Consider the following 24,409-nt stretch of genomic DNA (forward strand, 5'->3'; position numbering starts at 1 on the left):
TCAACAGGTTCATAGACGAAAACATAAAGTTCGCTCCTCTATAGATTGAAACGAAATCACCACAATCAATTAAGCAAAAAACAATCTCTAGGACGGTTTAAATTTGATAGGATTTACCGTATAATAGTAACTAGTACAGTGGTTAAAGGAAGGGAGAAGCAAGATGAGTTATCAAGCACTTTATCGAGTCTGGCGGCCTCAACGATTTCAAGATATTGCAGGGCAAACCGCTATTACTCAAACGTTAAGAAATGCTTTGATTCAAGAAAAGACGAGTCATGCTTATCTTTTTACTGGCCCTCGTGGTACGGGGAAAACAAGTGCGGCAAAAATTTTTGCTAAAGCGATCAACTGCCCTAATCGAGAAGATGGTGAGCCGTGTAATGTTTGCGAAATTTGTACAGCTATTACTACAGGCCAACTAAATGATGTAATCGAGATTGATGCGGCCAGCAATAACGGGGTCGAAGAAATTCGTGATATCAGAGACAAAGCGAAATATGCTCCAACGAGTGCAGACTATAAAGTTTACATCATTGATGAGGTGCATATGCTTTCTACTGGCGCATTCAACGCGTTGTTAAAAACGTTAGAAGAACCGCCTAAAAATGTCATTTTCATTTTAGCCACTACAGAGCCTCACAAAATTCCGTTGACAATCATTTCTCGTACGCAACGATTTGATTTTAAACGCATTTCTGTCAGAGATATTTGTAACCGGATGGAATACATTTTACAACAAGAGAAAATTGCGTTTGAAGAAGATTCATTAAAAGTAATTGCTAGAGCTGCAGAAGGTGGTATGCGAGATGCGTTGAGTATCTTGGACCAAGCGATTTCTTTTGGTGATAATCTAGTCACGATGGAACATGCGATGGCGGTTACCGGAAGTTTGACGCAAGAACGATTGATTGGTTATTTCAAAGCAATCATACAAAACGATACTGAAAAAGGGTTGTCCCTTGTCCAAGAGATTCTTGCAGAAGGAAAAGATGTGGCTCGCTTTGTAGAAGATCTTATTTTATTCAGCCGAGACATTCTAGTCTATCAACAAGCGCCTCAAAAAGCGGATTTGCTGGAGAGCGCTCATATTGATGACAAGTTTATAGAATTGAGCCAGCAAGTGCCTGTCCATACTTTGTATGAAGTGATTGCTACTCTAAACGAGACACAACGCGAAATGCGTTTGACAAGCCACGCTGACGTTTATATAGAAGTTGCAACCGTTAAGCTGACCCAATTCAAGTCAACGGCTCAAGCAACGGCTGTTTCCAATCAAATGCAACCGGAACAGACAGTGGAGAACGCTGGATCTCGCATGCAAGAATTGGAATCTGAATTAGCTCAAATGAAAAAGAAAATCCAAGAAGTCATTGCCAATGGAGCAGCTCAGCCAGCTGAAAAAGCTAAAGCTAAGCCGAAGTCTCCTCAAAAAGGGGCTTTCAAGCCGAATTCAGCAGCTATTTACAAAGTCTTGGAGGTAGCGACAAAAGACGATTTGGTACAGTTAAAAGACGTTTGGCCTGATTTGCTGAATATGCTGTCAGTTACGCAAAGAGCCGTCATGAAGGCTTCTACCCCTGTAGCAGCTAGTCCGAATGGTTTGATTGTTTCGTTTGAGTATGATATTTTGTGTCAAAAGGCTACAAATGATGCTGAGCTGATTGAAGCTGTGAGTGAATACTTAAGAAGATTGATAGGTCACTCTCCGCAAATGATCTGTGTGCCGGCTGAACAATGGCCTACAATTAGAAATACGTATATCAAGCAAAACAAAGATCGATTAAAAGCAAAAAAAGCTGCCCCCGCTGAAACTTCTCCTAAAGGAAACCAGAAAGAAGAGAGTTCTGCTCCTGAAGAAGTTACAGGAGATTGGGAAAGTTTGAATCAATTGATTCCGAGTGATGAAGAAGATTTGGAAGAAAAAGTGGATGAGAAAGATGATCCGCTTGTCAGCCAAGCGATGCAGTTATTCGGCTCGGATATTGTAGAAATCAAAAATGATTAGAAAAAGAGAGGAAGATTAAATATGCGCGGTGGAATGGGAAATATGCAAGGTATGATGAAAAAAATGCAAAAAATGCAAAAAGAAATGCAAGAAGCTCAAGAGGCGTTGAACGCTACTGAATTTGTGGGGACTGCAAATGGAGATTTAGTAACAGTAACCTTTACAGGAGACAAAAAAATGACAGCTATCAACATTGATCCAGAAGTGATCGATCCAGAAGATAGCGAAATTTTAGGAGACTTGATTTTGTTAGCAACCAATGATGCATTAGCTAAAATCGATGCTCAAACAGAAGCTTCAATGGGTAAATACACTAAAGGCTTAGGAATCCCTGGTCTTTAATCGTTAGACTAAATAGAAGAATGAATAGGGATGCCGATGCGGGATCCCTTTTTTAAAGGAATAAAAGGCTAAAAGCAGGAAGGAAATGGACATGCAATATCCTGAACCGATATCAAAATTAATGGATAGTTTTATGAAATTGCCGGGAATTGGCGCTAAGACAGCTGCTCGTTTGGCGTTCTATACTCTTTCCATGGACGAAGATGATGTAACTGATTTTGCAAAAGCGTTAATCAGTGCTAAACGTGATTTGCATTACTGTTCTATATGCGGGCACATCACTCAAGGCGATCCATGTGAGATTTGCCAAGATAAAGCCCGAGACCGCAGTATGATCTTAGTGGTAGAAGATGCTAAAGACGTGATCTCAATTGAAAAAGTGAGAGACTACAATGGTTTGTATCATGTATTGCACGGTATTTTATCGCCGATAGAAGGAACAGGTCCAGAAGACATCAACATCCCTTCTTTACTAAAACGACTGCAATCAGATGAAGTCCAAGAAGTCATTTTAGCAACCAATGCAACAGCTGAAGGTGAAGCTACAGCCACTTATCTATCACGCTTGATTAAGCCAGCAGGCATCAAAGTAACCCGCTTGGCACACGGACTATCCGTCGGAAGCGACATCGAATACGCCGACGAAATCACCCTAATGAAAGCCGTAGAAGGACGCCGCGAAATCTAGAGAGAGCGGAGCAGAGCGTTAGGGTTTCCGTAGAGTTCGATTTTCTCTTTTTCATTGGGTGTTCTTCCCAATAAAAAAGAGGAAACGAAATCATAGGAAGCCTGCTCTGCGCAGCTTGTTTTAGAGAGAGCGGAGAAAGCCGTTTAAACTTTTGTAGAGTTCACTTTTGGCTTTTAGGTGGTGCTTTTTGCCACCAAAAAGCCAAAATGAAATCATAGAAAGTTTGGCTTTCGCAGCTTGTTTTAGAGAGAGCGTGGAGAAAGCCGTTTAAACTTTTGTAGAGTTCACTTTTGGCTTTTAGGTGGTGTTCTTTACCACCAAAAAGCCAAAATGAAATCATAGAAAGTTTGGCTTTCGCAACGCGTTTAAGAGCAGAGAGCGGAGAAAAGCGTTTAGCCTATCGGGTATAAGAAAATCCCAATAGACAGGTGCTTTTTACCTGGCAGTTGGGATTGGCTTATAAACGTATAGGCTGCTTTTAGAAGCTCATTTAAGAGCAGAGAGCGCAGCATGGCGTTTAGATTTTCGTATATAAGAAGATTTTGACCAGTTAGGTGCTTTTCCTAACAGGGCAACATCAGCTTATAGACGCGAAAGCTGCCATGTGAAGCTCGTTTTAGATAGAAAATGAAGCTCGCTCGTCGTCCTTAAACCTAAGTCACCTACGTAGCATTGTCTCATGTACCATAAGAAAGTTGGAAGCAAAATGAAATGGAAGAAAAAATATCGGTTGCGCAGAGAATATGATGAATCTTTATTGCTTCTTATGACCAGATTGAGAGAAGACTGGGAGCATGCAAGAAAAATAGAAGAAACCTCTATTGAAACGGATGATTACTTATTTGCGCAAACAAAATTAGCTGAAGCGAAGTTCTTTTATTTGTTCAAAGAAGCGCGGTATCGAAAGATAAAAGGCGATTTGAGCGCATACAGCTCAAAAAAATAAGAATAAAACTAACTAAGGATGGTGAAAGTTGTGAAACGAAGCAAGAATGTTCAACAACAGCGCCGTCCTCTTTTTTGTGCACTCAACGATCACGTAAAAAAAGAAACAATGTCTTTTCATGTTCCAGGACATAAAAACGGTATGAATTGGCCGATGGATTCCGCTATGAAGCAAATGTTGCCATTCGACCAAACAGAAGTGACAGGATTGGACTATTTGCACGAACCAGAGGATGTGTTGAAAGAAAGTCAAGAATTATTGAGCAGCTTTTACGGCAGTAAAAAAAGTTACTATCTTGTCAACGGTTCAACAGTAGGAAATTTGGCCATGGTTATGGGAGCAACTTCCAAAGGAGATTGGGTATTGGTGGACAGAACGTGTCACCAGTCGATTATTCATGCTTTGGAGTTGGCAGGTGTCCGACCAGTATTTGTAACACCAGCTTATCAAACAGAAAAAAGAGAAGCAGTCGGAGTATCGTTGGAAAGTATAGAAGCAGCATTTGAAAAGTACCCAGAGATAAAAGCAGTCATCTTGACCTATCCCTCTTACAACGGCCAAGTATTTTCATTGGACAAAATTGCGAAATATGCTCATCAAAGAGGAGCGGTTGTTTTGGTGGACGAGGCGCATGGTGCACACTTTGTATTGGGAGATCCATTTCCAAAACAAGCTCTTAGTTTAGGAGCAGATATTGTGGTGCAGTCGGCTCATAAAATGTTGCCGGCCATGACCCAAACGGGCTACTTGCATATTCACCACGAAACCTCAGCAACAATCCAGCAAAAAGTCGAGCAGTACCTGCATATGCTGCAATCAAGCAGCCCGTCTTACGTGTTGATGCACAGTTTAGAATACGCACGCTTCTTTGCCTCTCAATTCGATGAAGAAGACCTGAAAGCAACACTGGCTTATCGTGATGATTGGATGGAAAGGTTTAAACAGTCAGGCTTGGTCTATTTACATAGTGACGATCCTTTGAAAGTCAGATTGTATTGGCCGGGACAAAGCGGCAATCAATTGTTGAGTGTATTGGAAGAACAAGGAATGTTTCCAGAAAAAAACGATGAAGACAGCGTTTTGCTGACTTTCCCTCTAGTGAAAAAAGACGACCAGTCTCTACAAAGAGTGAAGACAGTGAAACTGCCTAAAACTTCCTCAGAGATTTTGAATGACCATTCGGTTCACTTCAATATGGGACAATTTCCGTTGCTTTCAGAATTGGCGATTTCTTATGAACAACAGCAACAATTGTCGATCAAAAAAGTTCAGTTAGACAAAGCTGCTGGGAAGATTGCTGCTAGAAATATCGTTCCTTATCCTCCCGGAATACCTTTAGTGCTAAAAGGAGAAAAATGCACAAAAGAAACCGTTGAACAATTAAGCTTTTATCTGGAACAAAACATGCGTGTAGTTGGATTAAATGATCAATTGGAAATGGATTTTTTTTCAAACTTGCAGGAAATCGATTAGACTGAATCGTTGAGATACAGTATAATGATAAATAAGATAAAAGATTGAGGGGTTTTTGAAGTTGAAGGGAATTTTTATAACCATTGAAGGTCCAGATGGGGCCGGCAAAACGAGTGTCATAAAAGAGTTGCTTCCAAAATTGGAACAAACTTTGGGAGAACGTATTGTATCTACAAGAGAACCTGGTGGCAGTCGAATTGCTGAAAAAATTCGCGAATTGATTCTGGACCCTGAACATACAGAAATGGATATACGCACTGAAGCACTGCTGTATGCTGCGGGCAGAAGACAGCATTTAATGGAGAAAATCTTACCAGCTTTGGATCGTGGTGAAATCGTTTTATGTGATCGGTTCGTAGACAGTTCGTTGGCTTATCAAGGACATGCTCGCGGGATTGGAATGGAAGAAGTAGCTTCTATCAATCGTTTTGCGACAAATGACATTGAACCGGATTTTACACTTTATTTGGATATTGAAGCAAGTGTAGGATTGGAACGCATTCATAAAGGGAAAGCTGATCGTCAGTTTGACCGTTTAGACCAAGAAAAATTGGAGTTCCATGAAAAAGTACATGAAGCTTATCTGAAATTAGCAGATGAACACACAGAACGCATCACACTGATTGATGCTGCTCAAGAGCTGGATGAAGTAGTGGATGAGTGCTATAAAATTATCGTGGAAAAATTGAAAAACAGAGTATAAGTGAAACAGGAGGGTGTTAAGGATGAAACTGATATTAGCGATTGTTCAAGACAAAGATGGAAACCGGTTATCAAACGAGTTTGTAGAAAGAGGTATTCGAGCTACGAAGTTATCTACAACAGGTGGATTTTTAAAAGCGGGAAATACGACTTTTATCGTAGGGGTAGAAGAAGAACGAGTGGATGAAGTGTTGGACGTTATTCGCGAAAATTGTTCTGCAAGAGAACAATACATGCTTCCTCCTACTAGTTTTGATGTTTCTCTTGAAACGAGTTTCCCTTATCCTGTTGAAGTTGAAGTCGGAGGCGCTACGGTTTTTGTTATGCCTGTCGAACAATTTGAACGTTTCTAACAACGAAATGAATTTAACAAATGAAATAAAAATTTCAGTACAGCAAGGTCGTGAAATCCAATCAAAAATAGAATAAATCGGCTTCAGCCTGTATTAATACAGCAATTTCAAAAAAACATGCAACACAATAAGTTGGCTCACGCTTATCTATTTGAAGGCGCACGAGGGACTGGTAAAAAAGAATTGGCTCTATGGGTCGCAGCGGGCATTTTTTGCGAACACAAAAATGAAGGTCTGCCGTGTACAACTTGCCAAAATTGTACACGAATATTGGAAGGACATCATCCTGATGTCGTGGAAGTGGAACCGAGCGGGCTGTCGATCAAAGTGGAACAAATACGCTACTTAAAGTCTGAATTCGGCAAACGTGGAGTGGAAGGAAACAAAAAAGTGTTCATTGTAACAGACGTTGAAAAAATGACGGCTGGAGCAGCGAACAGTCTATTGAAGTTTCTAGAAGAACCTAACGGAAATGTGACGGCATTTCTATTAACGACTGCTAAAAATCGCGTCTTGCCTACTATCTTATCTAGATGTCAGCTGATTCACTTTTCACCTCTTCCAAAACCGGTACTGCAAGAAGAATTAGAGAACACTGGAGTTACCCCAAACCAAGCAGCGTTATTAGTCCACTTGACTAATGATGTAACAAAAGCTGTTGAGATGAGCCAAGATGAATGGTTTATAGATGCCCATCAATTGATATGGAAATGGTTTTTGAAAATAGCGAAAAAAGACAAACAAAGCTTTGTGTTTGTCCAAACGTCTATCATGAACCATTTCAAAGAACGTACTCACTATCAAATGGCTCTGGAGTTGCTATTGATTATTTATCGTGACGCTTTGAAGCTGGCTTTTGATGCTGATACTAAGCAGTTGGCTTTTCCTCGATACCGTCAGGAATTGACGCGATTTGCGGAGGATAAATCTTCAAGGATCATCGTTTCATCCTTGGAAGAAGTTTTAACCAGTCAAAAAAAATTAGAGAGTAATGTCAATGCGCAAGGCGTATTTGAACAGTTAGCTATTCGTTTGATGGACGAAAGAGCCCTTTTATCAAGAGAATAACTTATTTTGAAAGGAGATCAATGATAAGCGTGGGTGAGAAAATGGATAAAAAAGCATTGTTTGATAGTTTCAATCGTTTGGAAAATGATGCAGGCGAAACATTGAATCGAATTTCAGAATTAAAAGATGAAGTCGAAGCACTTGTTGAAGAAAATGCATCATTGAGAATCGAGAATCAACATTTAAGAGACCGTCTGACAGATTTGGAAAAACAGCAAGAAGATGCAAACAAAGAAGCAAGCGGAACGGAAATGTCAAAATCCCGACTGAATTTGGAAAAAATTTATGAAGATGGATTCCATGTCTGTAATGTGTTCTACGGCTCAAGAAGAGTCAACGATGAATCGTGCGCGTTTTGTTTGAACGTTATTTATGGTGAGCGTCGCTAATTTAAAACGTATTAGAATACTCAGACAATACCAGTCTAATGATTGGTAATGGATGGGTATTTTTTGTGGGTCAAATAAATGCTGCTAGAATCGCAAAAGACAAAGGAAACCATTTATCAGCCATGAGGATCTAGAATTGAGACCTCATGGCTAATATTGGATTCATTTCGGCCATGAGAGCGAGCGACAAACTCTTCATGGCCGAAAAGGCAGCAACGAACGGCCATGAGCACTAATGCATAACAACTCATGGCCGAAAAATAGAAATTCGCCCAGTTTTGAAGCTGTGGCATGCGAATAGATATCTAAAAAATGACGTGTTATAGTAAATAAACAAAAGGACCCAGAAAGGTGAGATAACATGAAAGCTGTTAGTATCAAACAACCAGGAAGTGCAGAGGAACTAGTGATTGAAGACCGTGAAAAACCTGTAGCTCGTGAAGGAGAGCTGCTAGTGAAAGTGGCTGCCAGTGCTATCAACAGAACAGACATTTTGAAACGAGAAAGCAAGCAACTGCAGCCTCCTTATCCTATCTTAGGTGTCGAAATGGCTGGGGTAGTGGAAGAAAACAACAGTGGAAATCCTGATTTTGCTCCAGGAACTCGAGTAGCAAGTTTAGTGAATGACGGAAGTTATGCAGAGTATGTGACGATACCTGTGGAAAGAGCTATTGTGTTGCCAGATGAGTTTTCATTTGAAGAAGGAACAGCCATCCCTGAGGTATTCTTGACGGCGTATCAGACATTGTACTGGCTGGGTGAGTTAAAAGAAGGCGAAACGGTATTGATTCATGCAGGCGGGAGCGGAGTAGGAACGGCTGCTATTCAACTAGCAAAAGTTTTGACAAAAGCAACGGTGATCACTACTGCCGGGTCGCAAGAAAAATTGGATTTTTGCAAGAACTTAGGTGCAGATGCAGTGATCAATTACAAAATAGAGGATTTTTCTGAACGCGTTGAAGAAGTGACTCAAGGCAGAGGAGTCGATTTGATTTTAGACTTTGTAGGGGCTTCTTACTGGGAGAAAAACTTCCGATCGATCAAAGTGGATGGTCGTTGGATCGTTATTGGAACATTAGGCGGAGCAGTGATAAAAGAAATGAACTTGTGGGAATTGATGGGGAAAAGAATCACGCTTAAAGGAACTTTGCTGACTGCTAGAAGTGATGAATACAAAGCTGAATTGACAGCTGATTTTGTCAAAGATGCCTTGCCTCATTTCAAAAATAAGAAAATCCATCCGATCATAGACCGCGTGTTTCCATTTGAAGAAGTGCAAGAAGCGCACCGCTATATGGAAGCCAATAAAAATATCGGAAAAATTATTCTGTCTTTAGATAAATAACGCTGTGAAGGCAAAACTTCTATCAAATGGGATACCTTCATTATGCTATAATAAAAAAGTATAGTGTATGGAGGAAGTGTAAAAATGGATCAGTTATTACAAAACGACGAAAGGCTCGACCGATTGATCAGCCATGATTTAAGTATTATCCAAAGTCCATCAGTGTTTTCATTTTCACTTGATGCGATTTTACTAGCAGATTTTGCTCAAGTTCCTAAGCACCACAAAGGAAAAGTAGTGGATTTATGTGCAGGAAATGGCGTTATTGGGTTAATCCTTAGTCAAAAAACAAAGAGCCCAGTGATCGGAATCGAATTGCAAGAGCGATTGGCTAATATGGCTGAGCGCAGTATTCGCATGAATAATCTACAAGATCAGGTGTCGGTAATTAAAGGAGCTATTGGAGATGTATCGAATTGGATACCCAAAGATACGGTGGATGTAGTGACGTGCAACCCACCTTATTTCGCAGCTACTGAGAAAAGTACGCGCAATCCGAATCAACATTTAGCGATCGCCCGTCATGAACTGCACACGAACTTGGAAGAAGTGATGGAAGTGACCAGCGGATTGCTGAAAATGAATGGCAAAGCTTATTTTGTCCATCGTCCGGATCGGTTGCTGGAGATTTTAGAAACGATGAAAGCCCATCGTTTAGCACCGAAAAAACTACGGTTTGTGTATCCTAAAATTGGGAAAGAAGCCAATACGATTTTGATTGAAGGAATCAAAGATGGTAAAGATACTGGTTTTAGAGTGTTGCCTCCTTTGATCGTCTACAACGAAGAGAATGAATACTTGCCGGAAGTGAGTGCTATGTTATTTGGAAAAGAAAGTGATTAGCTACTTTTATGTATTGTTTTGTGCGGACGGAACATTTTATGGCGGTTATACAACCGATTTAAAGCGCCGAGAAGCTGAACACAATGCTGGAACAGGTGCTAAGTATACGAAGCCGAGTAACAGGCGTCCAGCAAAGATGATTTATGCTGAGGGCTTTTTCACAAGAAGCGAAGCCACAAAAGCAGAATACGCATTTAAGAAGCAAACCCGTAAAAAGAAAGAAAGCTATCTCATGCAACGAGGGGTGAAATTCCCGCTCGATACCCGGCAGGCATGCGTGGTGAACTTGGAAATGGTAGAAACTAAGGAGGAAACTGCACATGTTTCAGCAAAAGAGTTTTGAGGTTCAGTCCACAGGAACGTTGTATCTTGTTCCGACTCCAATCGGAAATTTAGAAGATATGACTTTTCGGGCGATTCGAACCTTAAACGAGGTAGACCTTATTGCCTCGGAAGACACGCGCAATACACAAAAGTTATTAAATCATTTTGAGATCAAGACAAGTCAAATCAGTTTCCATGAGCACAATTCTCAAGAAAGAATTGGGCAATTGATCGAACGTTTAGAAAATGGATCAGATATTGCTCAAGTGAGTGATGCTGGAATGCCTTCTATTAGCGATCCAGGCCATGATTTAGTAGTAGCTTGTATTGAGTCGGGAATCACAGTCGTGCCGCTTCCAGGAGCTAATGCAGCTCTTACAGCATTGATTGCTTCTGGACTCAGCCCACAGCCTTTTTATTTTTATGGATTTTTACCCCGCAAAAAGAAAGACCAGATCGAAGCGCTAGAAGAATTGAACCAGCGTCCAGAGACGGTTATCTTATATGAGTCGCCGCATCGCTTAAAAGAGGTGTTGAAAAATATGGGAACCGTATTAGGTGACACTAGAAAAATCGTTTTGTGTCGTGAACTGACGAAACGTTATGAGGAATTTATTCGCGGAACCCTGAGTGAAGTACTTGAATGGGCTCAGACCTCAGAAATTCGCGGAGAGTTTTGTTTGATTGCAGAAGGCAATAGTGAAGGCTCTTTATTTCCTGAAGAAGATACAAGTTGGAACACATTGACGATACAAGAACACGTTCAACTAATGATGGAAGAACATAACTTGCGCAGTAAAGAAGCGATAAAAGAAGTAGCCAAAGTACGTGAACTGAAAAAACAAGAAGTGTATGCTGCTTATCATGAAATAGGTTAGTAAAGAAAACAGGTATGAGCCTTTTAAGGCCCATACCTGTTTTGGTATAAATTTAGGACAAAAAATAAAAAAATTCAAAAAAATATGCTCACAATGTAACAATGTTTTGAACTGTTTTTTGAACATTCAATTATGTACAACACATTAAATAGAAGTTTTTCCTTTCTTTTCAAACGAAAATGATTGAACAGACTGAAACAGGAAGAACGAATTTGTGATACAGATTCAAGTGAATTTAATCACAAAAATGCTTTACTTTCCGAAAATAGCGAGCTATAATCATATGTGAAAAACATAACAAGTTATGGAGGGAAAGTAATGTTAAAAGAAGTTGTAAAAGAAATGAAAAAGTCAGAAGTTACTGTAGAAGAAATGATTCAGAAATATACCAATAAAGCGAAGCATGCTTTGGTTGAATTGGAAGATTTCAATCAAGAGCAGATCGATCATATTGTTCATCAAATGGCGTTAGCTGGATTGAACGACCATATGCGCTTAGCAAAAATGGCTGTAGAAGAAACAAAAAGAGGGATTTACGAAGACAAATGTGTGAAAAATATGTTTGCGACAGAATCCATCTGGCATGACATTAAAAATGATAAAACAGTAGGGATTATTCAAGATGATGAACAAGCAGGTGTAATGACGATCGCTAGTCCAGTTGGTGTGGTTTGCGGAGTGACTCCAGTGACAAATCCAACTTCAACTACAATGTTCAAAGCACTGATTGCGGTTAAAACAAGAAATCCAATCATTTTTGCATTCCATCCAAGTGCACAAAAGTCATCTGCTGAAGCAGCTAAAGTATTGTATGAAGCTGCAGTAAAGGCAGGAGCACCGAATAATATCATTCAATGGATCGAAACACCATCTTTAGAAGCAACGAATGGTTTGATGAACCATCCGGATATTGCCATCGTTTTAGCTACAGGTGGTTCAGGAATGGTCAAAGCAGCGTATTCAACAGGCAAGCCAGCTCTTGGGGTAGGACCGGGAAACGTTCCAAGTTATATTGAAAAGACAGCAAAAATCAAACGTGCTGTAAATGATGTCATTGTTTCTAAAACCTTTGATAATGGAATGATCTGTGCTTCTGAACAGGCAGTGATCGTCGACAAAGAAATTTACTCAGAGGTCCGTTTTGAATTTGAGCGTCAAGGTGTTTACTTCGTTTCTAAAAAAGAGTTGCCTTTATTGGAAGATGCAGTCATGACAATGGATAAAACAGCAGTTAATCCTGCTATTGTCGGACAGTCTGCAGACACGATTGCACAGCTTGCAGGCATCAAAGCTCCGAAAGGAACAAAAATACTGATGGCGGAGTTGGAAGGCGTAGGAAGCGATTATCCTTTATCCAGAGAAAAATTATCTCCTGTGTTAGCCATGTTAAAAGCAGAGACTACTGAACACGGATTTGAATTGTGCCAAAAAATGTTGGAGCTTGGCGGCTTAGGCCACTCCGCTGCTATTCATACAAAACGAATGGATCTTGCAGCAGAATTTGGTGAAAAAATGAAAGCTGGTCGAATCATCGTCAATTCGCCAACTGCTCAAGGCGGAATCGGAGATATTTACAACAATATGCTTCCATCATTAACTCTTGGTTGCGGAAGTTACGGTCGTAACTCAGTTTCTACAAACGTTTCAGCGGTCAATTTGATCAATTTGAAAACAGTAGCCAAAAGGAGAAACAACATGCAATGGTTTAAATTGCCGCCAAAAATCTATTTCGAAAAAAACTCTGTTCAGTATTTGCAGAAAATGCCGAATGTCAAACGTGCATTTATCGTCTGTGACCCAGGAATGGTGGAGTTCGGATATGCAGATATTGTGGAAAATGAATTGAACAAACGCCAAGATTCAGTAGCTGTTCGTATTTTTTCAGATGTTGAACCGAACCCATCTATTGAGACGGTTGAACGTGGTACAGCAGCAATGAAAGAATTTCAACCAGATACGATCATTGCTTTAGGAGGCGGTTCAGCAATGGATGCCGCTAAAGGAATGTGGCTGTTCTATGAGCAACCGGAATCCAGCTTTAGCGGAGCAAAACAAAAATTTATGGATATTCGTAAGAGAACGTACAAGATTCCTGACTTAAAGAAAACGACCTTTGTTGCGATACCAACAACATCTGGTACAGGATCAGAAGTAACACCATTTACAGTTATTACAGACAATGCGATCAATGTGAAATACCCATTAGCAGACTATGCTTTGACACCTGATGTAGCAATTATCGATTCCCAGTTTGTCATGACTGTTCCAAAATCGATCACAGCTGATACAGGTATGGATGTGCTGACACATGCCATAGAGTCTTATGTATCTGTTATGGCAAGTGATTATACAAAAGGATTGAGCTTACAAGCGATCAAGTTAGTCTTTGAATACTTGGAAGAATCTTATGCTTATGGCACAGAAGAAGCACGAGAAAAAATGCATAATGCTTCTACTTTAGCTGGTATGGCATTTGCAAATGCATTCCTAGGGATCAATCATTCGTTAGCTCATAAAATAGGTGCTGAATTCGAAATACCGCATGGCAGAGCAAATGCGATTTTAATGCCGCATGTCATTCGCTACAATGCATCAGCTCCAACAAAGCATCAAATTTTTCCAAAATATGAATACTTCAGAGCAGATGAAGACTACGCTGAGATTGCTAGATATCTTGGCTTGGAAGGTTCAACAACTGAAGAGTTGGTAGAAGCATTAGTGCAAAATATTTACCAGTTAGGTAAAAAGTTAAACATCGAAATGAGCATGAAAGCACAAGGCGTGACGAAAGAACAGTTGGACCAAGCAGCAGACAAATTGGCAGAGTTAGCTTTTGAAGATCAATGTACAACAGCTAATCCAAAAGAACCACTGATCTCTGAACTAAAAGCTATCTTATACGCAACGTACGAAGGATAATAAAAGGAGCGGAACAAAACGCAGCCTAGATTACGAGAAACAAAATGCCGAATGAGAATAGACTTCTCATCCGGCATTGTTTTGTCTCGCTATTTTTTTCATTAAATTGTCGAATCTTTTTTATCTGCTAATAAATCACGGATTTCTTTTAAGTATTGTTCTGTCAGCGGCAATTCAACTTCAGCAGTTTCTTCTTCCACTTTTTTGTTGAATTTCATTTGTGCATTGTTGATAAATTTTATAAATACAAAAATGACAAGTGCAATGATCAGAAAATCAATGATCGAACTAATAAAAGCGCCATAAGTTAATTCAACTCCGGCAATCGTTAAAGAAAGACCAGCTAAATCAGTTCCTCCTGTAAGAGCACCAACAACAGGGTTGATGATATTTTCTACCAGCGAAGTAACAATACCTGTAAACGCTGAACCGATAACGACCCCGATAGCTAGGTCTAAGACATTGCCTCTAAAAGCAAAATCTTTAAATTCTTGAATAAATTGTTTCATTTTTTCACCTCCATGTACCAGTATACAGGCTTTGAGGAAATTTGAAAAGGAATGACCGGTGAGAATAATATTATTTTGATAGTATTTTTCGTGTATTCTTTATATAATTGATTCAAGGAAGGTAGTTCTTATCCAAACGATTGCTTCCTTAAAGCTGATGCAATAGAGAGTACAAAAATCAGCTCAAAAAAGAAAGGGAGGAATGACATGAAACACAAAAAAGTAGCGTCAGCCATTCTGTTATTAAGTACATTAGTTATTGGAGCTTGTGGAAATGGTGAAAACAGTGCAGCAACATCCAGTTCGCAAGAAATGGAATCTAGTGTAGAAACTACACAGAGCGAAAGTGTTTACCAAAATATGTATGACGAAAGTCTAGTGTTATATGAATCAGGCAAATACAGTGAAGCAGGCGGTACATTGGAACTGTTATTGCAAAACGATCTTTCTGAATACGAAGAATTAGAAACGAAAGCTTTGGAGCTGAAAGAAAAAATTACTGCAGCACAAGTAGAAACAGCTAAAGAAGAACCGGTCAATGAAGTAGTCGAAGATTCAGAGTATAAAGATGAACGGAATTCTGTTTTAGTCAGTCAAGAATACTCCGATGAAACCGGCAAAGATATTGCGACTGTTTCTGACGAAGAACTAGCATCATGGTTAACTGAAAAAGAAGAAACCAAACAAACTGAAACAGTTTCCGAAGAAAGCGAAACAGCTACTTCTGAATCAGAAATGACAGCTGAAGAAGAAGAAATTTATGTGTTGGATCAAGTGATTGCTCAAACAGGCATTTCGCCTGCTGAAAACCAATTCTTCACTTCTAAAATAGGAGAAGATACTTATCAAATAGAGATCCGTCATTCACATGAAGTAGATGGAGTAGAAATATCTAATATGATTGGAATGTTTGAGTACAGTCTTTCTGAAGATCAAGTTAAAAGAATGAATCCTGTTACTGGGGAATACGAAGTAGTAGCTCCACAATAAAATGATTAGATAAAAAACGAAAGCTCTACAAAAAGATTTAACCTTGTTTATAATTGAAACATACCGACCGAGAAAGCTGTTTTCTCGGTCGGTATTTTATATGCTAAAATGAGAAGTATCAAATGATGGAGATGACGCTCATGGAACTGACAATACTCGAGACAAGCGACTTACACGGTTATTTATTTTCGACTAATTACCAGAAAAGAAATATGGATGAACCATTCGGTATTTTGAAAGCAGCAAGTATTTTTAAAGAAGAACGTCTAAATGCAAAAGGGCCTGTTTTTGCCGTAGAAAATGGAGATTACATACAAGGTTCTCCGCTGAGTTATTATTTGGCAAAACAGCGACAAGACCCAAGTGAATTGATTCAAGCACTAAATGAGATGCACTACGATGTAGGCGTTATCGGGAACCACAGTTTGAATTATGGCCTGGAGTATTTAAAAAAAGCTGTTTCAGCTAGTCAGTTTCCTGTTTTATCGGCCAATATCTTGAATGAAGATGGAGAATCTGCATTTGGTCAAGGGTATCGAATAATTGAAAAAGAAGGCGTAAAAATCGGTTTTCTAGGTCTGACAACACAGTACATTCCTCACTGGGAGCACCCGGACAATTATGCTGGACTTCATTTCCAATCGGCTGTAGAGTGTGCAAAAGAAATCGTTCCTAAATTGCGAGCTGAGGCAGATGTCGTAGTTGTCAGTTATCACGGCGGTTTTGAAAGAGATCTGAAAACAGGCGAACCTACTGAACTGTTGACTGGAGAAAACGAGGGGTATGAGCTGCTCTACGAAGTGGAAGGGATAGATGTTCTGTTAACAGGTCATCAGCACCGCAAGATAGCTGAAGTGGTCAATGGAGTAGCTATTGTCCAACCGGGGGATAAAGGAAGCTTTGTAGGCAAAGTAGTAGTGGATTTTGAGAAGGCGGGTTCTAAATTTAAAGTCAATTCTGTAAAGCCGACGCTGATTTCTGTGGAAGGGAAGAAAAGCGAAGAAGCACTGACTCAAAAGTTCCAAGCATTGCATGATGAAGTAGAAAAGTGGCTGGATGAACCATTAGGTACAGTATCTGGAAATATGGAGATTAAAGATGCTCATATGGTGCGTTTGAAAGAACATCCTTACATAGAACTGATCCATAAAGTACAAATGGAAGCTACGGGTGCAGCGATTTCTGGCACATCGCTGCTCACAGATACGGGAAAAGGATTCCAACAAACGATTACGATGAGGGATATCGTTACTAATTATATTTATCCGAATACTTTGGCCATACTAGATTTGACTGGGGCTGAATTAAAAGCTGCTATAGAAAAAGCTGCGGGCTATTTTGCACTGGAAAGTGATGGATCCATAGGGCTAAATTGGGCATATGTACATCCTAAACCTCAATATTATAATTACGATATGTATGAAGGGATCGATTACACGATAGATGTCAGTAAACCAATTGGCGAACGTATTGTTCGATTTGAAAAAGATGGTCGTTCTATCCAAGATGAAGAGCGGCTTGAAGTTGTGACGAATCAGTACAGAGCCATCGGAGGTGGAGACTATACCATGTTCGATGCATCTAAAATCATTCGAGAAGTAACGAAGGATATGAGTGAATTGATTGCAGATTATATTAAAAAGCATTCTATTATCGATGCGACCGTGAACGATAATTTCTTAATTGTAAATGGCGAGGAAATTCAGTAAAAAAACTCGAAACCTGATTATAAGTCAGGTTTCGAGTTTTTTATCGTTTTGAGATGTAATTTTCAATAGGATAGTCATTTGGCGAAAGGTCCGCATCCTCACCGTTGATGAGTTGTGTAAGGATACGAGCGATGATTGGTCCTGAAGTCAGGCCTGACGAACCCAGACCGCTGGCAGCGTAAAGGCCGGGAGCATCAGGAACTTCGCCGAAAAAGGGAGCGAAATCAGATGTATAAGCTCTTGTTCCTACTCGGATACCCTTAATCTCCGCTTCAGCCAGATCCGGTGCCAGTTCGATCGCTTCATCCAGCATCACTCGCAAGTGCCGTTTAGTTGGTTCTAAATCGTAACCTTGATCGTTTTCGTGGGTTGCCCCTACAATCACTTTGCCGTTTGCAAATGGGATGATGTCTTTTTCACCATCCGGCATCACTACTGGCCAGTCGTCGGTCTCGGCATTTACATGCAGCTCGACCAATTGCCCTTTTTGCGGGCGTATATCGACGTCATACCCTAATGGGGTTAATACCTCAGGAAGCCACGCTCCGACAGCCAAGACAACTTTATCAAACGATTTCTGACCAGATGAAGTGGTCAATGTATAAGGCTGAGGTTGTGTATGTTGAATAGAAAGCTCGGCAGCTTCTTTCATGACACAAGCTCCATTTTTCAAAGCTTGTTCTTGCAATTTTTCTGTTAGTAAAGCACCGTCTACTTTAGCTCCTCCCGAAGCGAACAGGGCAGATTCTGATATATGAAGGAGCGGCATTTTTTCGTGGACTTCTTCAGGGGATAGAATCGACAACTCTCCAATGGTCGGTTCGGTTTCCCGTCTTTTAGTCGCTATTTTTTCTAATTTTTCCAGCAACTTAGGCGTTTTTTTGATGACTAAGGCACCTACTTGACGGTAAATAGCAGAACGATCAGGGTCTTCACCAAGGTCTTGAATCAAAGCAGGGTAAAAAGCTGCACCTTTAGCCGCTAGTTGGTACCACTTTTTGTTTCTGCGCTGAGACAACCAAGGGCAAATGATCCCCGCAGCAGCAGAAGTTGCTTGACCTACTCCGTTATCGTATAACGTCACTTCATAATTAGGTTGTTGACTAAGGTAAAAAGCTGTTGTGGAACCGACGATTCCGCCGCCCACAACAGCAATAGACATTTTTTCGTTCATCGTATTTGACCATTCCCATACACGATCGTTTTATAAGAGGTCAATTCAGGCAAGCCCATTGGTCCGCGAGCATGGATTTTTTGAGTACTGATTCCAATCTCTGCACCAAAACCAAATTCAAAACCATCAGTGAAACGAGTAGAAGCATTGATATAAACAGCAGCAGAATCAACTTCGTGAAGGAAACGTTGTCCGGCAGCGTAATCATCTGTAACGATTGCTTCAGAATGACCGGTACTGTATTTATTGATGTGTTCCATCGCTTCTTCAATAGAAGAGACGACTTTCACAGCTAAAATATAATCTAAAAATTCTATTTCCCAATCTTCTTGGGTTGCAGGAACAGAAGAAGATAAAATAGCAGCTGCTTTGTCGTCGGCACGCAATTCAACATCGTATTCAGACAAAGCTTTTTCAATCTCTGGTAAGAACGCAGCAGCAACTTCTTCATGGATCAATAAAGTTTCAGCAGCGTTGCACACTGAAGGACGAGAACATTTCGCATTCACAATGATATCTTTTGCCATATCCAGTTGAGCATGTTGATCAATATACACGTGGCAGTTTCCGACACCTGTTTCAATAACTGGAACAGTAGCATTTTCTACTACTGCTTTGATCAGGCCAGCTCCGCCTCTAGGGATCAGCACATCTAGATAATCCGTCAAGGTCATCAATGCAACAGAAGAAGCTCGTGAAGTGTCTTCTACTAATTGGATTGATTCTTGTGGGAAATCAGTTTGGCTGAGAGCTTCTTGAAGAATAGAAATGATGGCTTTATTTGTGTGAATAGCTTCTTTTCCGCCACGTAAAATCACAGCATTTCCAGATTTGAAACATAAAGCACCAGCGTCAGTAGTCACGTTTGGACGAGACTCATAAATGATCCCGATCACTCCAAGAGGAACGCTTTGACGACCTATTTTCAATCCATTATCCAACGTGCGCATAGAATGAATGGTCCCTACAGGATCAGGCAAGTCTGCCACTTGGTCGATACCTGCTGCCATAGCCAAGATACGATCTTCATCTAGTGATAAGCGGTCCAACATGGTACCTTTGATCCCGTTTGTTTCAGCAGCAGCCAAATCCTTTTGATTCGCTGCAATGATCAAGTCTTTTTTTTCAATCAACAACTCGCTCATAATAAATAAAGCCGCTTTTTTTTCTTTTGCAGAAGCTTGAGCCAGCTTTCGTGCAGCTTTCTTAGCGTTTATTCCTAACTGAATTACACTCTCCATAATAAACTTCCTTTCTTATTGGACTTTTGAAGTAAATAATGTGCCGACTTCTTTACCAACTACGATATCAAAAATCGTATCCGGTTCTTTCCCGTTCGTCAGTACCATTTGAGCATCAAGCCCGATCATGTATTCGGCAGCTTTCAATTTAGTGATCATACCGCCAGTTCCAAAGCGAGATCCTTGCCCGCCGGATTGTTGGTAATGCTGATCTGTAATGTCTGAGATCTCTGAAAATAAGACAGCATCTTGATGCGTGTTCGGATTCTTATCATAAAAGCCTTCCACATCGGTCAGCATGATCAATAAATCAGCATTAGTGATTTCGGCTACGACTGCAGATAATTGGTCATTATCCCCAAATTTTGTCAAATGATCCAATTCTTCGACTGAAACAGAGTCATTTTCATTTACGATAGGAATTACGCCGGTTTTTAGTAACTGTTCAAATGTGTTTGAAGCGTTCATGCGGCTTTCTGGAAAATCAACAATGTCGCGTGTCATTAAAATTTGCCCAATGATTTGTCCATAGCTCAAAAAGAACTTGCTGTACAAATTCATCAATTGGCTTTGACCAACGGCAGCTACAGCTTGTTGTTCAGGAATCGTTTTCGGGCGTTGAGAAAGGCTCATCAGGTTCATCCCTACACCGATAGCTCCTGAAGAGACAAGAATAACTTCTTTACCTCGGTTGTTCAGATCGGTCAGTACAAATGCCAAACGTTCGATTCGTTGCAAATTGACGCTTCCGTCCGGGTACATCAAAGTACTAGTTCCTACTTTGATGATGATTCGTTTGCTTTGAGAAACTTTTTGCCTTGCTAGAGTTTTCAAGTTTGTCCCACCTTAATGTTAGAAATGCAATAATGCATCATTTTAATGATTATTGTATCAGTTTAGCAAAGGAAAAACCACCATACCAAGGGAAGGATTAGCGTGAAAGGCTTTTAAAATGAAAGAAAACTTATTTTCCTTTGGATAAAATCTTGTATCCGCATTCAGAAGCTGTTAAAATGAAGTCGTGAAATCTTAGAAAGGTACAGGTGTGAAGCGATGCGTATTATTCAATCTTAATTCAGAGACCAATCAAACAGTTCAGTTAATGCGGCTTTATTGCTCAGCTTATTTGACGTGGACAATATGAGGACTGAAAGTAGATTGAATGAACGAACTGACTTTGCCTATACTACAAATAGGTTTATTTGGCTACGTTTAAACGATCTTCTTCAGTAATTTGAAGGAGGTTTTTTTATGCTTATTGAAGCAAAAGGAATTGAGAAAGCCATTGGAGAAAAAGAATTGTTCGCCATTCCGGAATGGCACATTTATGAAGGAGACCGAATCGGGATCGTCGGGCGAAACGGGTCAGGGAAAACAACTTTGCTGCGTGTGTTAGCTGGTAAAGAGGCTCCCGATGCTGGAATGGTTCAATTGAATGGACTAGCCGGTTTTATCGAACAGCTAGCGGAAAATGGTCCGCATATTACGTTAAGCGGAGGCGAACAGACAAAACAACAAATCAACGAGGCACTATCGATCCGCTCAGGGATTTTATTTGCTGATGAACCGACCAGCCATTTGGATACAGACGCGCGTCATTATTTGGAAAAACAATTGAAGCAGTTTTCAGGAGCTGTTTTAGTCGTCTCGCATGATCGGGCGTTTTTGAACCGCGTCTGCAATCGGATCGTAGAACTGGAAGAAGGCAAAGTCCAATTTTACTCAGGAAACTACGATGATTACCTCGAGCAAAAAAACTTAGAAAAAAGGTTTGCTCAGCAGGAGTACGAAAACTATGTGAGAGAAAAGAAACGATTAAAGAAAGCCATGGAAACTACCCATCGAAAGTCACAAGGCATAAAGTCAGCTCCTAAAAGGATGGGTCCATCAGAAGCTCGGTTGCATAAAATGGGAGGACAGTCCAATCAGAAAACATTGGACAGAGCGGTTAAAAACTACGAGAAGAGAATCGAACATCTTGAGGTGAAAGAAAAGCCGGTAGAATTGTCTACTGTTATTATCCAGTTAGACAAAGGAAGCGAAATTCATAACCCTATTTTGGTTACAGGAACTCATATCGTAAAACGATTTGGAACTCAACAGCTGTTCGATGATGTCAATTTCCAATTGTTGAACCATTCTCGGACAGCTTTAATAGGGCCGAATGGATCAGGAAAAACAACTTTATTAAAAATGATGTTAAAAGAAGAGAATGGGATCCGTTTAGCTAAAAATGTTCGTTTTGGTTATTTTAGCCAGTCCCTAGACTTATTGGATGAAACTAAGACGATTCTTGAAAATGTGATGCATAAGAGCACGAAAGAAGAATCTTTCGTCCGGATGTTGCTGGCGAGATTGTTGTTTAAAGGGGAAGATGTTTTTAAGCCGGTCTCTGTGTTAAGCGGAGGAGAGAAAAACAAGGTTTCTCTGGCTCTTTTACTGGTCAGTGATGCAAATGTACTCATATTGGATGAACCGACGAACTACTTGGATATAGCTTCCATAGAGGCCATCGAAGCAGCCTTAGCTGGATACGAAGGCACACTATTGTTTGTTTCTCATGACGAACAATTTGTTAAAAACGTTGCGACCCATATTTGGAAAATACAAAATCAGACTTTGATTTCGAGAGAAGCAACAGCTGATACAAGGTCAAAAGTTCCAACGAAAAATTCCGTTGAAACAAAAGAAGAGTTGATGGTGTTAGAGAATCGATTAAATGCGGTTATCGCACGGTTGTCGCTCCTGTCAGGAAAAGATTCTTCTGATCCGTTAGAAAAAGAGTATAGTCAATTATTGAAGCAAATCAAGTTGCTTAAAGACAGCTAACTTATTTTTTACTCTAAAAGGAGTGGAAGACAAAAAGTCACCCGACGCTATCTGCTGATAGCGTCGGGTGACTTTTAGATTCGTTTAGAATCATAGATAAGGGTATCTTTACTTTGGAGGAGTAAAGAGCAACAAGGGGTAGCTTGTTTGTTTGGTATAAAGAGAGTATAGCGACAAAATATGAAGAAAGTGTGATAGAACTTTTTTCTTTTAACGAATTTATTTAAGAGTCATGCGTGATTCTTGTTCACGTGTTTATGAAGCTGAATTGCGTAGTCAAGTGTTTGCGTGCCGACCGTTAAAGAGGTATAAAAAAACCACTTGCTGCTTGAGCAAGTGGTTTAAAGGAGTAGTACCTGATACTTTGGAGGAGTATAAGGTAAAAATGAAAATATAAAAAAGTTGGTTGTTATTGGTATGTATTTATACTACTGAATATTTGTGAAGAAATTGTGTTCAAAATGTATTTTTTCTATTGTCTTTCTTTTCAGGCTTAGTCCAAAAAGTCTCATAAAACACCAAAAGTAAGTAAAAAAAGTATATAATAGAAGAGTTGCAGATACTCATCAATGCATAAAGTTAGTAGAAATGGGGGATGAAATGAATAAAATAAGCCTAGCATTTAAAGACTTGCTGAAGATAAAAGAAACAGAAGACTCTATACTACGTGTCTTGGGAGCTGGAGCGACAACTGGTATCATGCTTTTACTAGGGTATGTATCAGGGAATATGCAGATCGGAACCTTTGGTGCATTAGGAGCTTTTGCCTTTTTATATTACTTGCCTATCCCCAATAGACAGTTGATCAAGCGAATATTTAGAGTAGGACTGTGTATGACAACGGGTTTCTTTTTAGGAGCCCTATCTACCTTTGTCCCTTGGGTGATTCCCATCACGATCAGTCTAATCAGTTTAGCCGGTTTTATTGTATTTAGAGTTCTACATGCGCCAAGACCTGGAGCGTTTTTCATCATTATGGTCAGTTCGATGGCAACAGGAACCTCCTTAGACTTTAGCGGAATTGCAGCGGCTACTGCCTATGTTGCTTTAGGAGTCGCGGCATCCATTGGAGTTGCTGTCATCGTCAGGATCGCACATCGCAAATTAAGCGGTGTGGAGGTCTCTATAGAGAATAGTTCTTTTAACGAAAGATGGAAACATACACTCACACATGATTCACGGTTATTGTTATCTTCGATTCATCATGCTTGTATTATTTTCTTCGCTACCTACATCGGAATGGCTCTAGGATTAGGGAACCCTTATTGGGTAACAATCTCTTGTGCTGCGGTTTTGCAGGGAAGTGAGCTGATTGCCATCTTTCAACGTAATATACAGAGAATCGTCGGAGGAATGGTTGGTTTATTAGTGGGGATCGTATTATTTTCTTTTGATTTGAATGTCATTTCGACGATCACCATTATTGTGATTCTCAATGTATTCGTGGAATATGCGATGGTCCGCAATTACGCCATAGCCAACTTTTTTACCAACCCCTTATCTCTGTTGTTGGCAAATTTATCAAGCGGAGCATTTGTCAACGACTTGGTCAGTTATCGGTTTTTTGGTCTGATTTTAGGCAGTATGATAGATTTTATTGGGGCAGCACTGATATCTTATGCGCTTCGGTTGTATGATGGTGAAATGAAGTCGGTTAAAAAGGAATAAGCAGGAAGAAA

At 40.1% G+C, this 24,409-nt stretch carries 22 protein-coding genes; 18 read left to right on the plus strand and 4 right to left on the minus strand.

Annotated elements, in window-relative coordinates:
• The first annotated feature begins 163 nt into the window (after positions 1–163).
• The 14 genes from dnaX to adhE all read left to right on the plus strand — a co-directional run bounded on the left by dnaX (position 164) and on the right by adhE (position 14,278).
• Positions 164–2,008: a DNA polymerase III subunit gamma/tau gene (dnaX, locus tag LMF32_RS07375; protein WP_230524368.1), complete on the plus strand. Its 1,845-nt coding sequence runs from the start codon at positions 164–166 to the stop codon at positions 2,006–2,008.
• Between the two features lie 21 nt (positions 2,009–2,029).
• On the plus strand, positions 2,030–2,350 hold the full coding sequence (locus tag LMF32_RS07380; RefSeq protein WP_188204775.1) for a YbaB/EbfC family nucleoid-associated protein: 321 nt from the start codon (positions 2,030–2,032) through the stop codon (positions 2,348–2,350).
• Positions 2,351–2,441: 91 nt separating this feature from the next.
• Positions 2,442–3,038 (plus strand): recombination mediator RecR, encoded by a 597-nt coding sequence (recR, locus tag LMF32_RS07385; protein WP_092481107.1) that lies wholly within the window; start codon positions 2,442–2,444, stop codon positions 3,036–3,038.
• A 706-nt stretch (positions 3,039–3,744) separates the two neighbouring features.
• Entirely contained in the window at positions 3,745–3,984 is a 240-nt protein-coding gene (locus tag LMF32_RS07390) for a YaaL family protein (protein WP_092481106.1), read from the plus strand.
• Positions 3,985–4,014: 30 nt separating this feature from the next.
• On the plus strand, positions 4,015–5,457 hold the full coding sequence (locus tag LMF32_RS07395) for an aminotransferase class I/II-fold pyridoxal phosphate-dependent enzyme (RefSeq protein ID WP_230524369.1): 1,443 nt from the start codon (positions 4,015–4,017) through the stop codon (positions 5,455–5,457).
• A gap of 61 nt (positions 5,458–5,518) precedes the next feature.
• Complete coding sequence (tmk, locus tag LMF32_RS07400; protein WP_230524370.1) at positions 5,519–6,160, plus strand: dTMP kinase; 642 nt, start codon at positions 5,519–5,521, stop codon at positions 6,158–6,160.
• A 22-nt stretch (positions 6,161–6,182) separates the two neighbouring features.
• Entirely contained in the window at positions 6,183–6,512 is a 330-nt protein-coding gene (locus LMF32_RS07405; protein ID WP_092481103.1) for a cyclic-di-AMP receptor, read from the plus strand.
• 72 nt (positions 6,513–6,584) lie between these two features.
• Entirely contained in the window at positions 6,585–7,580 is a 996-nt protein-coding gene (gene holB / locus LMF32_RS07410) for a DNA polymerase III subunit delta' (protein WP_347401932.1), read from the plus strand.
• 41 nt (positions 7,581–7,621) lie between these two features.
• On the plus strand, positions 7,622–7,969 hold the full coding sequence (locus LMF32_RS07415) for a DNA replication initiation control protein YabA (RefSeq protein ID WP_092481133.1): 348 nt from the start codon (positions 7,622–7,624) through the stop codon (positions 7,967–7,969).
• A 361-nt stretch (positions 7,970–8,330) separates the two neighbouring features.
• Positions 8,331–9,314: an NAD(P)H-quinone oxidoreductase gene (locus tag LMF32_RS07420; protein WP_230524372.1), complete on the plus strand. Its 984-nt coding sequence runs from the start codon at positions 8,331–8,333 to the stop codon at positions 9,312–9,314.
• An 84-nt stretch (positions 9,315–9,398) separates the two neighbouring features.
• Positions 9,399–10,157, plus strand: coding sequence for a tRNA1(Val) (adenine(37)-N6)-methyltransferase (locus LMF32_RS07425; protein WP_092481100.1), 759 nt, complete (start codon positions 9,399–9,401; stop codon positions 10,155–10,157).
• Positions 10,138–10,500 (plus strand): GIY-YIG nuclease family protein, encoded by a 363-nt coding sequence (locus tag LMF32_RS07430; RefSeq protein ID WP_092481099.1) that lies wholly within the window; start codon positions 10,138–10,140, stop codon positions 10,498–10,500. The genes LMF32_RS07425 and LMF32_RS07430 overlap by 20 nt, the downstream gene beginning before the upstream one ends.
• Positions 10,478–11,359 carry a 16S rRNA (cytidine(1402)-2'-O)-methyltransferase gene (gene rsmI / locus LMF32_RS07435; protein WP_230524373.1) on the plus strand — a complete coding sequence of 294 codons (882 nt, stop codon included), beginning with the start codon at positions 10,478–10,480 and terminating at the stop codon, positions 11,357–11,359. The genes LMF32_RS07430 and rsmI overlap by 23 nt, the downstream gene beginning before the upstream one ends.
• A 318-nt stretch (positions 11,360–11,677) precedes the next feature.
• On the plus strand, positions 11,678–14,278 hold the full coding sequence (adhE, locus tag LMF32_RS07440) for a bifunctional acetaldehyde-CoA/alcohol dehydrogenase (protein WP_230524374.1): 2,601 nt from the start codon (positions 11,678–11,680) through the stop codon (positions 14,276–14,278).
• 101 nt (positions 14,279–14,379) lie between these two features.
• Here the strand turns inward: adhE and mscL are convergent, their stop codons facing one another.
• Positions 14,380–14,787: a large conductance mechanosensitive channel protein MscL gene (mscL, locus tag LMF32_RS07445; protein ID WP_230524375.1), complete on the minus strand. Its 408-nt coding sequence runs from the start codon at positions 14,785–14,787 to the stop codon at positions 14,380–14,382.
• A 207-nt stretch (positions 14,788–14,994) separates the two neighbouring features.
• Here mscL and LMF32_RS07450 point away from each other — a divergent pair, with 207 nt between their 5' ends.
• Together LMF32_RS07450 and LMF32_RS07455 are read left to right on the plus strand one after the other, a co-directional pair.
• The gene (locus LMF32_RS07450) at positions 14,995–15,777 is read left to right on the plus strand and encodes a hypothetical protein (protein WP_230524376.1); all 783 of its coding nucleotides are present in this window, start codon (positions 14,995–14,997) and stop codon (positions 15,775–15,777) included.
• 140 nt (positions 15,778–15,917) lie between these two features.
• Positions 15,918–17,486: a bifunctional UDP-sugar hydrolase/5'-nucleotidase gene (locus LMF32_RS07455; protein WP_230524377.1), complete on the plus strand. Its 1,569-nt coding sequence runs from the start codon at positions 15,918–15,920 to the stop codon at positions 17,484–17,486.
• A gap of 40 nt (positions 17,487–17,526) precedes the next feature.
• Here LMF32_RS07455 and LMF32_RS07460 read toward each other — a convergent pair whose 3' ends face one another.
• From LMF32_RS07460 to proB, 3 genes are read right to left on the minus strand one after another with little or no spacing between them, the layout of a single operon-like run.
• A complete protein-coding gene (locus LMF32_RS07460) occupies positions 17,527–18,660 on the minus strand; it encodes an FAD-dependent oxidoreductase (RefSeq protein ID WP_230524378.1) in 1,134 nt (377 codons plus the stop codon).
• Complete coding sequence (locus tag LMF32_RS07465) at positions 18,657–19,901, minus strand: glutamate-5-semialdehyde dehydrogenase (protein WP_230524379.1); 1,245 nt, start codon at positions 19,899–19,901, stop codon at positions 18,657–18,659. Before LMF32_RS07465 ends, LMF32_RS07460 begins: the two co-directional genes overlap by 4 nt.
• A gap of 15 nt (positions 19,902–19,916) precedes the next feature.
• Positions 19,917–20,735: a glutamate 5-kinase gene (gene proB, locus LMF32_RS07470; protein ID WP_278046278.1), complete on the minus strand. Its 819-nt coding sequence runs from the start codon at positions 20,733–20,735 to the stop codon at positions 19,917–19,919.
• A gap of 417 nt (positions 20,736–21,152) precedes the next feature.
• On the opposite strand from proB, the gene abc-f reads away from it, so the two are divergent.
• Positions 21,153–22,730, plus strand: coding sequence for a ribosomal protection-like ABC-F family protein (abc-f, locus tag LMF32_RS07475; RefSeq protein WP_230524380.1), 1,578 nt, complete (start codon positions 21,153–21,155; stop codon positions 22,728–22,730).
• A 600-nt stretch (positions 22,731–23,330) separates the two neighbouring features.
• On the plus strand, positions 23,331–24,398 hold the full coding sequence (locus LMF32_RS07480) for an FUSC family protein (protein ID WP_230524381.1): 1,068 nt from the start codon (positions 23,331–23,333) through the stop codon (positions 24,396–24,398).
• Positions 24,399–24,409 lie beyond the last annotated feature (11 nt).

The organism is Desemzia sp. C1, from assembly GCF_020882875.1.
In the GTDB taxonomy this organism is placed as follows: Bacteria; Bacillota; Bacilli; order Lactobacillales; family Carnobacteriaceae; genus Desemzia; species Desemzia incerta.